The organism is Chitinophagales bacterium (assembly GCA_040877935.1).
Taxonomy (GTDB): domain Bacteria; phylum Bacteroidota; class Bacteroidia; order Chitinophagales; family CAIOSU01; genus JBBDNB01.
In genome coordinates this window covers 1-15,727 of the sequence record JBBDNB010000019.1, presented here as the reverse complement: position 1 = coordinate 15,727, position 15,727 = coordinate 1, and the positions used below count along the sequence as shown (strand labels likewise).

Genomic DNA, 15,727 nt, shown 5'->3' with positions numbered 1-15,727 from the left:
AATGAAACAATATTTTTGATTTGATAACAATTTCTTTTCCTAAAAAGATGCAGTAAATGGACAAAACAACTGAGAGTAGCTCAAATTATCGTCACCTGGAAAAAATGGATACAGGGGAATTGCTAAAAAACATCAATAAAGAAGATCAAAAGGTAGCAAAAATTATAAAAAATTGTATCCCGGAGATTAAGCCATTAGTAGAAGCTATAAGTGATAAAATGCTTGCAGGTGGTCGCCTGTTTTATATTGGAGCTGGCACGAGCGGCAGATTGGGCATAGTGGATGCTTCTGAATGCCCACCTACTTTTGGTGTAGATCACGGACTTGTAATTGGGCTGATGGCCGGTGGCGATACTGCCATTAGAAAGGCCGTGGAATTTGCCGAAGATGACAAAAACCAAGGCTGGAAAGATTTACAGGAATACAATATTTCGGAAAAGGACTCTTTGATTGGAATTGCAGCTTCTGGCGCTACGCCCTATGTAGTTGGGGCTTTGGAAATTGCCCAAAAAAATGGAATTGCAACGGGATGTATTACCTGCAATGAAAATGCAAAGGTCATCCAATATGCTGATTTTCCAGTTGTGGCCGTTACAGGCCCTGAATTTGTTACTGGCAGTACGCGCATGAAAGCCGGCACGGCCCAAAAACTGATCTTGAACATGATATCCACTTCCGTGATGATTAAGCTGGGACGCGTGGAAGATAATAAAATGGTGGATATGCAATTGAGCAATGAAAAATTGGTAGATCGTGGAACAAAAATGGTGGCTGAATCCTTAAAACTTCATTATGATGAAGCAAAGGCTTTGTTGCTGAAAAACAAAAGCGTACGCAATGCCATTGCAGCTTACAAGAATAAATGATTTATGCACGAATTAGAGCCATATTACAGATGGTTGGACTACTACGAATCTAAAGATGATGATCGTTCTCCGCTATACGGCAGAACCTACAGTGAATTTGAATTTTCCAATACGATCTACAATTTCTACATTCATCCGCAATGGGATTATTTCGGTTCCAATACCCTTTATTTGAAAATCCTGTATGCCAATTACGAAGAGCAGTTTTGTATTATAGAGCTGATTGGGGAGTGGAATGACTGCCTGAACAATGATATTATGTTTCTTAAACGAGACATTATTGACCCTATGATAAAGCAAGGCATTCAACGCTTTATTCTTATAGGTGAAAATGTACTGAATTTTCACGCTTCAGACGATTGCTACTATGAAGAATGGTTTCAGGACATCGTTGATGAAGGTGGCTGGATAGCTATGGTTAATTTCCGAAAACATGTAATTGAGGCTATGCAGGAAGATCAACTTCATTTTCACCTGAATTTTAATGAGCACCTGAATGACCTGAAATGGCGTAAATTAAAGCCCCTGCATTTATACACAGTCGTAGATCACTTGATTATTAAGGCTTTGGGGTGAGTTTAAAAATAGCTTAAGAACATAATATTTTGCCCTATACCTTGGTTCTGCAGATTACATTTACATTGAAAAAATTCATCAAGATATTTCACCCAAAACACTAAATTATTTTTTCGGATTTTTACTTTCTAAATTTAAACTTCTATCTGCTAGAATAATTTCAATTAATTGAAAGAACGAATAAATTCTTTAAAAAAATCTGTTTTTTTCAGAAATGCCGGAATATTGATTTCAGGCACTGCACTGTCTCAGTCCATCCCTCTGTTAATTAGCCCGGTAATTACAAGACTCTATGATCCTGCAAGTTTTGGTGTTTTTGCTATTTACATCAGCGTTATTACCATATTACTTACTATCTCAACAGGCAGGTATGAAAAGGCCATAGTCATCCCCAGTGAAATAGAAACCAGCAAAAGACTTACCGTTTTAAGCCAATCGCTGATTATATTATTCACTGCTTTCCTCTTTGTTATTGTTCATTTTTTTGGTGCTCCTGTACTTTCAATCTTAAATATTGAGGGTTTAATTCCATTCGTTTATCTGATACCCATTGGAGTTTTGCTTATGGCCTCTGATCAATCAGCCTACCACTGGGCCAATAAAATTGAAAAATACAAGCGAATGTCTTTTTCTAAAGTGGCTAGTAACCTAAGTTCCGGTACACTTCAAATTGTATTGGGCTTTTTTAAACTTGAAGCTTTGGGACTAATAGCTGCAAAACTTACCGGCCTGTTTGTATCCTATATAATTCTAATTTCCACTTTTAAGCTATCAGATTTTTTAAGCTATAAATTGAATGAAATAAAAAGTGTGGCCAAAAGATACATTCTTTTTCCTAAGTATTTGATGTCAGCGCATTTACTCAATTCCATTGCGCTCAATAGTCCTCCAATTATTTTGGCCTTTTATTTTAATGAAACTGAAATTGGTTTTTTCGGTCTTACCCAAAGGGCTATTATGCTGCCTGTATCAATTGTTTCTAGGTCAGTAGGTGATGTTTTCCGACAAAAAGCAGTAGATGACCTCAATAAAGATGGAAATTGCAAGAAAATCTATAAACAAACATTTTGGGGATTATTGATTGCAGGTATTATACCTTTTTTAATACTACTCTTTCTCTCGCCCTGGTTGTTCAAACTGGTTTTTGGCACTGAGTGGGAAACAGCTGGTAATTACGCCCAAATCCTAGCTGTTTTATTTCTATTTCAGTTTGTATCAGCTCCATTTAATAATATGTTTTTGATTAGAGAGAAACAGAAACAGGAACTTCTCTGGCAAGTGCTGTTCTTTATCAGTTCAACTGTTTCTATTTTTGTAGGATATTATATTTTCAAAACTATTACCGGTGCCTTAATTATATTTGCACTTTCTAGGTCAGTTTCCTATTTGTTGGGAATTTTTATGACCTCAAAATTAACAGTGAAACAATAAACTTGGGCAGTTTAGTTATATTAATCATTAGTGCTATAGTATTAATATGCTCTTTTTTGCTTTTCAAAAAAGCTGCTGGCAATATCTCATTGCTCAGACTGAATATGCTTACTTATGTTTTTTATGTCCCTTTACTGCTGATGTCCTTTATTGGGTCTGTTATGATAGTACTTGAATTGGACAACCATTACCTTATAAATAAGATACAAAATGATGAGACAAGATATGTAGGATGGGCGGCAATCATGTATTCCATGGTTATGGTTCCTTTGGGGATGTTGTTTTCAAAAAAGCTATTTCAAATAAAAAGTGTGAAATCAGTACTTGCAAACATAGCTGAAAAGCCAATTGTCAACTACTTACCAAAGAATGAAATTATCTTAAAGTCACTTTTGTACTTGCTGTCTTTTGTCGGGATAGCTTCACTAATTTATACTTTTTATCATATTGGAACCATACCACTGCTGGAAATGATAAACGACAGTGAAAACCTGGCACGGCTGAGGCAAGAAGCAGGCAGGGAATTTGATGCAAATGTTTATATAAAAAACATTTTTGCAATCAATCTCCTTCCGATATTAGCCTTTATTTCCTGGGCATATTACAATAAAAGCAGGAACAGCCTTGACCTGGCATGGTTTGTAATAATGTTAATCGCTTCTTTGTTAATCTTGTCCTATGATCTGCAAAAGTCTCCGGCAGCACTTTTTCTAATCGGTTTTATTTTTTACTTCACTTATGTGCATGGAAGAATCAAGCTCAGATACTTTATGCTATTGGTCATTGTATTTTTCAGTGTAATTCTCATGTTTTATTCTGAAACTACAAACATCAATTTTGAACAGGCGATATTGACATACAACCATGGGGTAATAGGAAGAACTGTTTTTTCAAATATTGCCGGCACATTTTTCTCCTTCGAATATTTTGGAAGTATTCATGAATTTATAGGTAATAGAAGCTTATCAACTTTTGTGGAATTGTTTTCTGTTGAACATTCTGAAAGGTCTTCAAGAATAATAATGGAGACAATAAATCCCCAAGCTGTTGAAGCAGGAACGGCAGGGGTGATTAATTCACTTTTTATAGGCGAAGCCTGGGCCAATTATGGATTACTTGGAGTAATTCTATCACCATTCTACATAGGTTTTTTAATAGGAACACTTTTTTACTTTTTCCTAAGGTCATCTAAAACACCTGTGATTATAGGGCTTTACGTGTACTTTTGCTATAGTTCTGCTGTCGAGGGTGGTTTTAATGATTATATATACAATATAGGCTTCTTGTTTATTTTCTTTCTGTTTTCTACGTTACTTTACATTTCAAAATATTTAAACAATAAGCTTACATAATGAAAATAATTTTCCATATTCCATTTGCCATAAATACAGATGTTGCCTCAGGCACGAATATTCGACCAATAAAAATACTGAATGCTATGCTTGGATTAGGACATGATGTAGAAGTAGTAAAGGGGGGCAACAAAGAAAGGAGAAGTCAGATTGATAGAATTAAAAGGGAAATTAAAAATGGGAAAAAATATGATCTGCTATACTCAGAGAGTTCTACACTCCCTACTTTATTGACAGAGAAACATCATTTGCCAAGTGCTCCATTCATGGATTTTGAGTTCTTCAGCTTTTGCAAAAGCTATGGAATTCCGGTAGGGTTATATTATAGAGACATTCATTGGAATTTTGCCCACTATCCCCTTTCTGGCATTAAAAAAGCTTATTCCCATTTTTTCTATCATTTTGACATTAAAAAATACAATAAGCTATTGGATGTTCTATTCTTGCAAAGTTATGAGATGAAAAAGTATATTCCCGGACTTGATGAAAATATTAAAATAGTAGAGCTGCCGCCAGGAGTAGATCAGGTATTTGAACACAAGAGTTTTGAAAATCCTAAGAATCAACTTAAGATCATTTATGTAGGTGGACTAGGTAAGCTTTATCAATTACATGAATTCATTAATGCTGCACAATCGTTTAGTAAAATTGACTTCAGTATCTGTACTAGAAAGGAAGATTGGAATGCTGTAAAAAGCGAATATGAAAGCATCCTACAACCTTCAAAAAATATACATTTAATACACCAATCAGGAGATGAATTGGATAAAAAAATGCCGAATTATGATTTAGCTTCAATTATTGTAAAACCCACGGATTATTGGAGTTTTGTTTTACCATTAAAACTTTTTTATTATTTATCCTTTCAAATTCCTGTTATAGCTTCAAAAGGTACACGTGCAGCAAAATTCGTAGATGAACACAATGTGGGCTGGGTGGTTGATTATAATGAAAAAGCTATAGAGAGCACTTTCAATGCTATTCTTAATAACCCCGAAAGCATTGCAGAAAAACAAAACAATATTAAAAAAATACATTCTGATATTACCTGGGAAGCACGTGTGAACACAATAATAAAAACATTGACAAGTGAATAAGGCTGGTATGAAAAAACTACTGATTTTAGCAGATGCCTCTTCCGTACATACCATTAAATGGGTAAATGCATTATTGGACAGGGGATATACCATCAATGTCTTTTCGCTTAAAAGTTTCAATAAAGAAAATTATCCAAATAGCGAAAGTCTGAGTATTAAGACATTGCAGCTAAAAGATAAAATTTTCAAGAGCGGTGAAGGAGCCCTGGTGAAGCTTAAATACATCAAGGCGCTTCCAACTATAAAACAAATAATCAATGATTTCAAGCCAGATATACTCCATGCCCATTATGCATCAAGCTATGGGATTTTAGGTGCGCTTTGTGGTTTTCACCCATTTATTCTGTCCGTATGGGGAAGTGATATATATGATTTTCCCAACCACAACTTTATCTTTAAAAAGATAATCCAATACAATTTAAAAAAAGCAGACCGCATTCTTTCCACTTCTGAAGTAATGGGTATTGAAACCAAAAAATATACTGATAAAAAAGTGGAAATCACGCCTTTTGGTGTTGATACGGATGTTTTTAAAAAAAGGGAGAAACCTCCCGGAAACGAAATCATAATTGGTACGGTAAAAGCATTGGAATACAAATATGGTATTGATACTTTATTGGAAACCTTTGAATTGTTGATTAAAAAAAGACCTGAATCTAATTTTAAACTCTACATAGCAGGAGATGGCAGTAAATCTGAAGTTTATAAAAAAATGGCCAAAGAAAAGCAAATTGTAGACAAGGTGGTCTTTTCCGGGAATATCCCCAATCATAAAATACCGGAGTATATCAGTCAATTTGATGTTTATCTTGCATTGAGCAGGTCAGAAAGTTTTGGTGTCGCAATTATTGAAGCAATGGCTTGCGAAGTGCCTGTAGTTGTGAGCAATGTAGGAGGTTTACCAGAGGTTGTTAACCAGGGAAACACTGGTTTTGTAGTACCCGCTGAAAACCCAACTGCTGCTTTGGAAGCTATTGAGAAAATTATTGAAGATCCCAATTTGGCCAAACAAATGGGGAAAAGTGCCCGAAAACGGGTATTGGAAAAATACGACTGGAAAAGAAATGTAGAATTGATGGACTCAATATACCAAGATGTACTAAGAGAGTCTGATAAATTTATAAGCTAAGAGCAAAACTGTTCCAGCAAAAAGCACAATAATAATTGATGAAGCCATTTCCTTTAGTAAAGACGGCTTTTGAATTGAGTGAATAATATCCACTATGTTGAATGCTCCCTCTCTTTTTAATTTAGCTGATAATTCAAAAATTTCAGATTCTATTTCCAGAATATCTATGGCAATACTTCCAGGCTCTATAATAATTGAGTTCGGTTTGTTTACTTTCAAGTCATTTTCAATTTGTTGATATATCTTATTGAGGTTTTCTTTTTGTTGAATGTGATTTTCTAAAAGTGTTTCTGTTTTATCTTTTTTGTTTTGGAGAAATTCTGCAATGAATAGATTTTCGGTTAAAATTTCTTTAAATGAAGAAACAATTTCGTCATTCAAATTCTCCTTACCAGTCGACTTAACCTGAATCATGAAAAACTTATCTTCATCATATACAGTCTTAAAAGAAATACTTTCTATCTCAATACTATCTAAAGAAGGATTATTAAAAATACTCGATAGGTTATCGTAATCATTGCTTTTGATCAAATCATTGATACTGCTTATTTCTCCACTGATCAACTCTAAAGGCAAGAACTCTGATTTTGCATATATATCTGTTTTATAAGCATCATTCTCAAAGGAGTATTTCACCCCCCCTAAAACAACACCACAGACAATAAAAAACACAAAATACCAAATATTGCTTTTAAGAAAATTCGAAGAAATTTTAATTACATCTCCTAAATCAAGTTCTTTATCTTGCATAAACTTTAGGTTAATTTTGTGCAAATATAACACTAATCTCAATTCTGGATTCCTTCTTTAATGACCGGCCAAAAAATCAAAAAAATATCCAACGCAGGCGACCAATTATTCCTAATAGGGTGTCTGCTAATGGCCGTTTTAATTCCACTACATAAGATTGCTACTACAATAGCTTTGACATTGATATTACTGGGAACGATAATCGGTAGCAAGAGAAAACTGTCAAATATTCCGTGCAGATATCTTTACTTATTAGCGATTGTATTTATAATGTACATAATTTTAATCCCGGGATATTTTGTATCTGAATTTAAGGTCTATGCTATAGATGACATGAGGATTAAGCTGCCATTACTATTACTTCCCCTTTGTTTTTGTATAAAACAGGAATTGCCACAAAAATCAATTGAAAAGATTTTTACTACCTATATCGCTTCCTGCACAATTATTTCTGCTTTTGTACTTGCAATTTTCACTTATAATCTGGCTGCTAATAGTACTCTAGCAATGAATCAGGAATTGCTATGGTTTACAATACACCATCCTACGTATTTAAGTGTATATATAGTATTTGGAGCCTATTGGCTATTGAATAATAAATTCAATTCTATCTTTCGTAAAAGATGGTATTTATTGCTAAGCATTATATTTTTATTTTCGATTTCCATTATACTTTTATCATCGCGCCTGGGTATAATCCTATTGTTTTTAGTCTTTGTTGGTATTGTACTTAATTATTTTAAAGGGGTAAAAAAAATGATCCTTTTACTCGGCATTTCATTTGTTCTTTTTCTAATTGTATGGAAAGTAGATTTTATTAATGAGCGGTTTGATAAAATGATTAAATCTTTTACCATGCCTGCCACCGCTGTTAAAACATATGAAATTGATGACAGGGCCATGATTTGGAAAAACAGTATTGCATTGATTAAGGAAAAGCCCTGGACAGGCTACGGTACTGGAGATTATAAAGAAGTGCATTTAAGGCTCAAACACGACCTGTCAGGTTTTGGAAAAGGGTATCGCTTGCATTACAATGCACACAACCAGTTTTTAGAAAATTGGCTGGCTACAGGAATTTCAGGCTTTATCATCTTATTGCTTTTCTATGTTTTTAATTTCTTTATTGCCATAAAAAAAGAGAACAAAACACTTGTTTTCTTCATGCTTATGGCACTTGTTTTTTCATTAATTGAATCTATATTACAATCTCAATCGGGAAACATGTTTCTCGGTTTTTTCACAGTCTTATTATATAATAAATACTTTTTTAGTAAATAGTGCTTTTCCAAACCCCTGTTTTATAAACTGATTTGAATCTCAATATAAATATACTACTACCTCTGTTGTCATTAGGCTTAACATTCCTTTTGATCCCAATAATAATAAAGTTTTCAAAAAAATTCGATGTAAAAGAGAAAGCCGGAGGAAGAAAAAGGCACAAGAAAGAAATTTCAATGCTCGGGGGGGTGCCGATTTACATTGTGTTTATTCTAAGCAATTTATTTTTTTGGGAACCTAGCAATCCTCTACCTCAAATTTTTGTGCTGCTTGCCTTTTCATTGCTGTTTCTTACTGGTCTGTACGATGATATCAAACCCTTGAATGCTGCCAAAAAATTCTTCTTTCAAATACTCTCTGCTGCATTACTTGTATATTTTGCAGATGTACACCACTCTTCTTATTTCACCCAATTGGCCATTAGTGATGAGATCGTGAAAATTATTAGCCTGGTATTTATCGTCTTTATAATCAATGCTTACAACCTTATAGATGGCATAAATGGCTTGTCGGCAATGCTCTCTGTGGTAGCTATAATGTGTTTTGGGGTTTGGTTTTATGCTGCAGGATTTGAAAACAATGCCTATATCTGCTTTGCCATGAGTGCTTCAATACTGGTTTTTTTAAAGTTCAATTTATTCAACACAAAGATTTTTTTGGGCGACAATGGCTCAATGCTAATGGGGCTTTCTATAGCCTATTTTTCTATTCTTTTTATTCAATACAACCAAAATTTGGGCAGCGAAACATCCCTGAAGTTGATCTCACCATTTGGGTTAGCAATTGCAGCTATGTCTATTCCAATAATGGACACTCTAAGGCTTTTCACACTAAGAATATTTTACCTGCAAAAATCTCCTTTCAAGGCCGACAGGAACCATCTGCACCACTTGCTGCTAAGGCTTGGCTTATCCCATATTCAAATCAGTTTATTGCTAAGTGGCCTTAGTGCACTATTAATTATTTTTGCACTTAGCGTTCAAAACATTGGAAATACGGGAATCGTATTTGTTATTATCCTTACCTATATTGCATTACTCATAGCACTGGACTATTTCATTTTTAATCAATACAGGAAAAAACTCCCTAAAAAAACCGTATTTAATGAAGCCATAAAAATTAAAGAAGAACTGAATAATCCAATGGTATATGAGTTCTTTTTCGCACTTTCATTCTTTATACTGGCAATATCCATTCCTTTTCATCGAGTATCTACCAGTATCCCTACAATATTGATCCTGTTTTCATTTGTCCTGCTGATAATCAGTAATTTCATAAGAAAAAGACAGGATTTCCATATCATTTTTAAATCTGAAAGCCTTAAATTTTTAAAGCATCCTTACTCGATACTAGTTCTTTTAGTGGTTATTTATTACACCATCCATTATTTAGTTTTCCCAACTAAAGGAGGCAATTCACTTTCATTAAAATTTCTGATATTAATATTTTGGTTGCCGTTTTTCGAGCTTAGAAAAATTATCAATATAAAACCTGAAATTATACTCCGGTCTTACGTCTATGGATGTTTTGGATTCAGCATTTATATACTATACCACGCATTTTTCTCATTTCATAAATTAGGTTGGGAAGCATTTTTTTACAGTGATTTACTGAGTCATGTCAAAGCAAATCCAATCACACATTCTCTCTATTTTAATCTGGCAATAATATTCCTTTCTGTGAATTTTCATAAACTCAAAAACAAAATCTGGCAATACATACACCTGGCTATACTTTTTGTCCTAATATCAATGGTGGTTCTATTCGGTTCCAAATTGGGTTATGTTGCATTATTCTTAAGTTTGGCAACAGCTGTGTTTTTTATCTGTAAAAGCAAATTACAAAGATTAACCGTTGTGTCTATTATAGCAATATATGCCCTGTTTGGGTATTATCAAGTACCATTCCTGAATAATAAAGTTGATAATTTGATATGGCAAATCACTAATCATGAAAATATATCCATAGAGAATCGTCTGCCCAGAAGCATTATATGGCATGAAGCAATAGTCCAGATCAAAGAAAATTGGCTTTTTGGTACGGGAGTTGGCAATTCAATGAATGTATTAGAAAAGCGCTACAAACTCATTGATTATAAAAAAGGTATTAAAAACAGATACAATTGTCATAATCAATTTTTAGAAAACTTTTTACAAACGGGAATTTTTGGTTTTCTGAGCTTGCTTTTAATTTTCATTTATTGCTTTAATGTAGCATTCAAGAATAAAAGCAAAACATACTTGCTCTTTTTAGCGACAATCATACTCTATATGATGGCAGAATCCCTTTTTGAAACCCAAATGGGCATGGTAGCATTTGCCTTTTTCAATGCATTGTTTATTTCTTCATTTGCCAAGAAAAATGGGGCAATAAATGGCCCAAATCAAAACAGTCTTGAATGAAATTGTTATTTCTTACAGGTAATTTCCAGTCGAATCTCAATATTTTCTGGAATACTGAGCAATAAATAATTTCTCTTGCAAAAACATCACCCACATAGCAAAGTCAAAACCACGGCAACACCAGCTCCCAAAAGCGGCCCTACAATCGGCACCCAAGCGTAGGCCCAGTCGCTGCTGCCCTTGTTCGATATGGGCAAAATGCTGTGCATTATCCTCGGACCTAAATCCCTTGCCGGATTTATGGCATATCCGGTTGTCCCTCCCAGGGAAAGCCCAATGCCCAAAACGATCAATGTTACCGGGATAGCCCCCAACGAACCCATTCCCACTTTGGAAACCTTTCCCACTTCAGTACTAATTTCAGGCTCTGCTACGTGCAACACAGCATACACCAAGACAAAAGTGCCTACCACTTCACTTATCAAATTTTTGATTGGATTTCTAATGGCAGGAATAGTGCTGAAAACAGCCAACTTGGTATCATGATCTTCGGTAACTTCAAAATGCTGCTGATAAAAAAGCCAAACAATAAATGCTCCAAGGGCAGCTCCCAACATTTGGGCCAAAATAAATAAAGGAACGCTTTCCCAGGGGAAGGAGCCTATCATAGCCAAGCCGAGCGTTACTGCCGGATTGATGTGCGCTCCGCTATATGGGGCCGCTACCGTTACACCCACAAATACGCCCAATGCCCAGCCTGTGGTTATTACAATCCAGCCACCTCCGTTTCCTTTGGTCTTCTCAAGTACACAATTGGCCACAACGCTACAACCCAAAAGCACAAGTAGCATGGTTCCAATTAATTCAGCCGTAAATTCGCTCATTTTTCAAAAATTTGGGGCAATATCGGGAATTGCGCTAATACTTCATAAAAGATGCAGAAGTAAAAACAAAGAAGTTGCCTGTCTAAAAATTGTTTGAATTGTGAAAACCCTCACTTCTCATCATCCTTCTTCAATGCCCGGTAACCGATATAAGCCCCGGCAGCAAGCAGAATAACACTTACGCCCCCATCAAGCGGAACGCCCATAGGGTTTGGAGGTGGCCCTACCCCACCTGCCATCAGCAGAGCCGGACAAAGCAATGAGAATAAGGCAATTATAATAAGGCTTTTCATCAAGTTGTTTGTTTTGGGCTTCATTAATTAGATTCAATAAATACCTGTGAGGAATATACTTTACTATTACCCTGCACCTTTACAAAATACACACCACTTGCAGCCATAGGCATCTGTATTTCTGCCCTGTTGGCTGTCCGCTGATTGTAGTCGATATTCATTTCCAGTCCCAGCATATTGAATACCCTGATGTCCTTTTCAGCCAGGTTCTCGCCTTCCACAACAATTGTAGATGCATAACTGTAAATATGCACAGCATTTCCTTCCAGGTCGGCAATGAAAGTTGCTTTACTCCTGATCTCAATATTACTACTGAATTGATCCGTACAATCATCAGAGTTTGCACTTAAAGTCACTGTATAAATGCCCTCATCCAAATAAGTATGCGTAGGATTCAGAGAATTATAAAGCACAGTGCCATCTCCCATATCCCACTCATAATCAGCCGCCCCGAAACTTAAATTGGTAAAAGCTACAGTTTCTCCGGGTTCAGCAACTGTTTTGTCCATATTGTAATCTGCTTCTACAAAAGCCAGTGCTTCAATTTCTATAATTTTATTCGCATTGTAATTGCCCATTTCCAGATACAACTCATATTCACCTGCCTGTAAATTCGGGAATTGAACAAGATTGGCAGGATTTTGAACTTCCTGAAGCGGATTTCCCAGCGAATCTTTTAATTGCAATTTGTCCCAGTCAAAATTTTGGCCATTGATTTGAAAACCTGAAAAATCCACATGGATACTTCCGGGTTCAAGATCACAGTTCACTTTTTGACCAACAATTTCCGGAGCAGGCATTAAGTGCAAATTAAAACGATGATGAGCCTCATTTTTATTGGCGTTAAAATTGTAATCCCCTTCCCGCAGATTGTGAACAATACCTTCCTTCAGGTCTTCCATGAAAAGCATTTCCATCGGATCAAAGGTATTCAGGTCTGATGCTGTAATAGTATAATTTCCTGAAGTACCTGCAATAAACCCTATTGGCAATACCTGAAACTTATCACTGTTGGCAATGGCATTGATGCTTTGTTTTTCAATATCGGGGTTTGAAAAGGTGTAAATGGTCGGTTGTCCGTGATTGCTTTTTAATTTTTTAGCATCAAAACTGCGGTCGTAGCCGGAAGTAAAATCATCGGCATAAGCCACAATGGTTCTATCGGCAAAACCATTGCCCTGCAATTCAAGGATCAGGCGACTGTCATAAGGTTGTGATTGCCTTAAAAAATCATTGTTACCGGTTGTTCTGCGCATATTGTTGATAAAATCCACATTGGTGCTGCCAATATTCAGCACTTCAACTTGAAAAGCTTGTGAAGAACCAATCGTCCCTCCAGTTATATCATTGATGGTTTGAAAAGTACCATTGTATGCCCCCGATGTTTCAAATAAATAAGCCGTACCGTCAATGCCCGTATTGGCTGTCGCAACATCTGTCCATTCTACGGGCGAAGGATAAGGATTCGCCAGCATATTGAAACCCTGGTGGGTGCTTGTATTTGTATTGGTCCGGGTCAAATCATAAGAAGTGATATTACCTGTATTGGCAAGTCCGCTTAAATCTATTGTTGTGCCACTGGGAATAATTCCGGCAAAACCCTGTGCGTTAAGTACCGTTCCAGAGGTACGCACATGCCAACCTGAAAAACGACAATCTGTAACCTGGTCTTCACGATAATCAAACAGGCCGCCATAGGGCGAATTGGCAGCAATTACTGTATCCGAGCAATCCGCTGCGGGAATTACCTGGGCATTATTGCTGCCGCCATTTGTTGCTGAAATACTAAACTCCCCTCCCCAATCGCTCAAATTTGCAGCAGCTACTGGAGAGCCAACAAAATGAAAACCATTATTCGGGTTGGTTACGTAACGCTCCACCGTTACATCTCCATTTAATGTACCCGTATATCCGGCAGAAAAATCATCAATTATGCCGGTAGATTCAGAGTCTGACGCAATGGTCAGGTTGTTATTGGTATTGATTACAGCCGATTGCAGCTCAAGCAATCCATAAATGTTTAAAGGTGAATTGAGATTAATGTCATTGCCGATTTCCAGTTTACCGTATTGGCCAATGTGGATGTTTCCTGCCCCGCTGATATTTTGGGTAGCAGAACCCATAAGCCTGATAGATGAGGAAGCCGCAACATCATCGGGCTGTAAATAAAGGTTGGAGCCGGCAGCTATGCTAAGGTCTCCGTTGATGTTCAGATTAAGTGGCGCATTGATTGTAGAATAATTAAAATCCAGATCGCCCTGTAAAATTGTAAAATCATCACAAGTCAAATCAACACCCGATACGGAACCGCTTAAAAATCCTAAAGTACCATTGAAATTGAATTCCATATTGGCATAAGCCCTGCCTGCAATAGAAGGAATAACACCTTTTTCATGCCTGTATGTTGAGCCTGTCTGGAACTCTACTTTTGAATCGGGCTGTGTTTTTCCAAAAGGATTGCCTCCTGATCGCTCAATATAAACCGATCCGGATTCAAATACCACCACATTGTTATCGCCTGAAGTACCGAATACATTACCCCCGCTTTGCGGACCCTGGGTAAAACTGGCCCCGTTTTTAAAAACAACTGATCCAATATCTTCTGTTAAAAAGCGGTGATTGGCAGAATTGCCAGAGGAAGTCATCGTTATGTCTCCATAAATTTCGGCAGTAGCGCCCTGGGCAATCAGCAAATCAAAATCTACATCTGAATCGAATGTAAAAGCACTGTTTAAATCTACTTTAAAATCATCAGCCCCCGGAACACCCTGTATGGTATATTCCTGTGCTCCAAAGCCGGAAACAAGCATAAAACTTATATCAGTATTTTCCACAATCACCTGACCTACAGTGTCTGTAGCTACATTATTTGCAACAGAACTTCCGCCACTGTCAAAAATCAGGATATCGTGGTTTTCAGGCGTATTTCTGGGCGGATCCCAATTGGAAGCAATATTATAATCGTGTGTGCCGCTTGTTGGCAGCCAGTGATAGACCACAGGGCAATCCCAACTGATGTTGTCAATGGTAACATGCCTGTTAGTAGCAGTTGTCCCAACATTTTTGATTGTTATGTTTACATCTTCCAGTGTATTTACGGGATGTGAAAAAGTATAAACGGTAGCATCAGCACCAGAAAAAGCCCCAAATTCAGGAGAAACAGCCACTTGCTGGCCATCCACCAATAACTCCAATTGGCGCTCATTGCTGTTGGTAAATGCTTTGCGGTACTCAAATGAAAACACCCCCATTCCACCCGGAATAAATGCTTCAATAGAACTGCTGCCTGCCCTTCTTAGAATTAAGCCTTCAGCATCAATACCATAAGTACCTTCGTCCCGTGCATCATTGTAAATCCACTCTACCCCGCTTACACCAACAAAACTGCTGGAATCATATGTGCCTGTTGCAGTGGACATTGAAAAGTCATCACTTGAAGGACAGGCCACAATTAGGTCGCCATTTAATTTGATATTATCATACTTGTTGTTTCCAGTACCTGGGGATGAAGCATCATCTAAAGTAATCCGTATTTGAAAATCGGGATTGTCATTGACAGCTGGAATAGACGAGAAATCAATAGCCCTGGTTTCCCAGCTCAAAGGTATGCTGAAATTTGAAGGTGCATTGTTCCAGTTACTGCCAGCATCAACTGAATATTCTACTGTTGAACTAGTGTTAAGTTAAGTATAATATGACGTATTTATTTTGTACCTTTGAAAGAAA

Annotated in this window: 12 protein-coding genes; 8 read left to right on the top strand and 4 right to left on the bottom strand. The window is 36.6% G+C overall.

What is annotated here, in order from left to right; all coding sequences use genetic code 11:
- Positions 1-56 precede the first annotated feature (56 nt).
- From murQ to WD048_04430, 6 genes are all read left to right on the top strand, one after another.
- On the top strand, positions 57-866 hold the full coding sequence (gene murQ / locus WD048_04455; GenBank protein ID MEX0811446.1) for an N-acetylmuramic acid 6-phosphate etherase: 810 nt from the start codon (positions 57-59) through the stop codon (positions 864-866).
- Positions 867-869: 3 nt separating this feature from the next.
- Positions 870-1,442 (top strand): hypothetical protein, encoded by a 573-nt coding sequence (locus WD048_04450; protein ID MEX0811445.1) that lies wholly within the window; start codon positions 870-872, stop codon positions 1,440-1,442.
- Between the two features lie 168 nt (positions 1,443-1,610).
- Positions 1,611-2,873, top strand: coding sequence for an oligosaccharide flippase family protein (locus WD048_04445; GenBank protein ID MEX0811444.1), 1,263 nt, complete (start codon positions 1,611-1,613; stop codon positions 2,871-2,873).
- 56 nt (positions 2,874-2,929) lie between these two features.
- Complete coding sequence (locus WD048_04440) at positions 2,930-4,225, top strand: O-antigen polymerase (GenBank protein ID MEX0811443.1); 1,296 nt, start codon at positions 2,930-2,932, stop codon at positions 4,223-4,225.
- The gene (locus WD048_04435) at positions 4,225-5,322 is read left to right on the top strand and encodes a glycosyltransferase (protein ID MEX0811442.1); all 1,098 of its coding nucleotides are present in this window, start codon (positions 4,225-4,227) and stop codon (positions 5,320-5,322) included. The genes WD048_04440 and WD048_04435 overlap by 1 nt, the downstream gene beginning before the upstream one ends.
- Positions 5,323-5,329: 7 nt before the next feature.
- Complete coding sequence (locus tag WD048_04430) at positions 5,330-6,451, top strand: glycosyltransferase (protein MEX0811441.1); 1,122 nt, start codon at positions 5,330-5,332, stop codon at positions 6,449-6,451.
- Here the strand turns inward: WD048_04430 and WD048_04425 are convergent.
- Positions 6,422-7,201 (bottom strand): hypothetical protein, encoded by a 780-nt coding sequence (locus WD048_04425; protein MEX0811440.1) that lies wholly within the window; start codon positions 7,199-7,201, stop codon positions 6,422-6,424. The two genes, WD048_04430 and WD048_04425, sit on opposite strands and share 30 nt — an antisense overlap.
- A 60-nt stretch (positions 7,202-7,261) precedes the next feature.
- On the opposite strand from WD048_04425, the gene WD048_04420 reads away from it, so the two are divergent.
- Positions 7,262-8,482, top strand: coding sequence for an O-antigen ligase family protein (locus tag WD048_04420; GenBank protein ID MEX0811439.1), 1,221 nt, complete (start codon positions 7,262-7,264; stop codon positions 8,480-8,482).
- 89 nt (positions 8,483-8,571) lie between these two features.
- Positions 8,572-10,884: an O-antigen ligase family protein gene (locus tag WD048_04415; GenBank protein MEX0811438.1), complete on the top strand. Its 2,313-nt coding sequence runs from the start codon at positions 8,572-8,574 to the stop codon at positions 10,882-10,884.
- Positions 10,885-10,970: 86 nt separating this feature from the next.
- Here WD048_04415 and WD048_04410 read toward each other — a convergent pair whose 3' ends face one another.
- From WD048_04410 to WD048_04400, 3 genes are all read right to left on the bottom strand, one after another.
- Positions 10,971-11,708, bottom strand: coding sequence for an MIP/aquaporin family protein (locus tag WD048_04410; protein ID MEX0811437.1), 738 nt, complete (start codon positions 11,706-11,708; stop codon positions 10,971-10,973).
- Positions 11,709-11,818: 110 nt separating this feature from the next.
- The gene (locus WD048_04405) at positions 11,819-12,025 is read right to left on the bottom strand and encodes a hypothetical protein (GenBank protein MEX0811436.1); all 207 of its coding nucleotides are present in this window, start codon (positions 12,023-12,025) and stop codon (positions 11,819-11,821) included.
- The gene (locus WD048_04400; protein ID MEX0811435.1) at positions 12,025-15,603 is read right to left on the bottom strand and encodes a PKD domain-containing protein; all 3,579 of its coding nucleotides are present in this window, start codon (positions 15,601-15,603) and stop codon (positions 12,025-12,027) included. Before WD048_04400 ends, WD048_04405 begins: the two co-directional genes overlap by 1 nt.
- Between the last annotated feature and the right edge of the window lie 124 nt (positions 15,604-15,727).

Bases quoted from the DNA above. Each gene is read 5' to 3' on its own strand.
- WD048_04410 (MEX0811437.1), bottom strand. From the start codon at position 11,708: ATGAGCGAATTTACGGCTGAATTAATTGGAACCATGCTACTTGTGCTT.
- WD048_04405 (MEX0811436.1), bottom strand. From the start codon at position 12,025: ATGAAGCCCAAAACAAACAACTTGATGAAAAGCCTTATTATAATTGCC.
- WD048_04430 (MEX0811441.1), top strand. From the start codon at position 5,330: ATGAAAAAACTACTGATTTTAGCAGATGCCTCTTCCGTACATACCATT.
- WD048_04450 (MEX0811445.1), top strand. From the start codon at position 870: ATGCACGAATTAGAGCCATATTACAGATGGTTGGACTACTACGAATCT.
- WD048_04425 (MEX0811440.1), bottom strand. From the start codon at position 7,201: ATGCAAGATAAAGAACTTGATTTAGGAGATGTAATTAAAATTTCTTCG.
- murQ (MEX0811446.1), top strand. From the start codon at position 57: ATGGACAAAACAACTGAGAGTAGCTCAAATTATCGTCACCTGGAAAAA.
- WD048_04420 (MEX0811439.1), top strand. From the start codon at position 7,262: ATGACCGGCCAAAAAATCAAAAAAATATCCAACGCAGGCGACCAATTA.
- WD048_04435 (MEX0811442.1), top strand. From the start codon at position 4,225: ATGAAAATAATTTTCCATATTCCATTTGCCATAAATACAGATGTTGCC.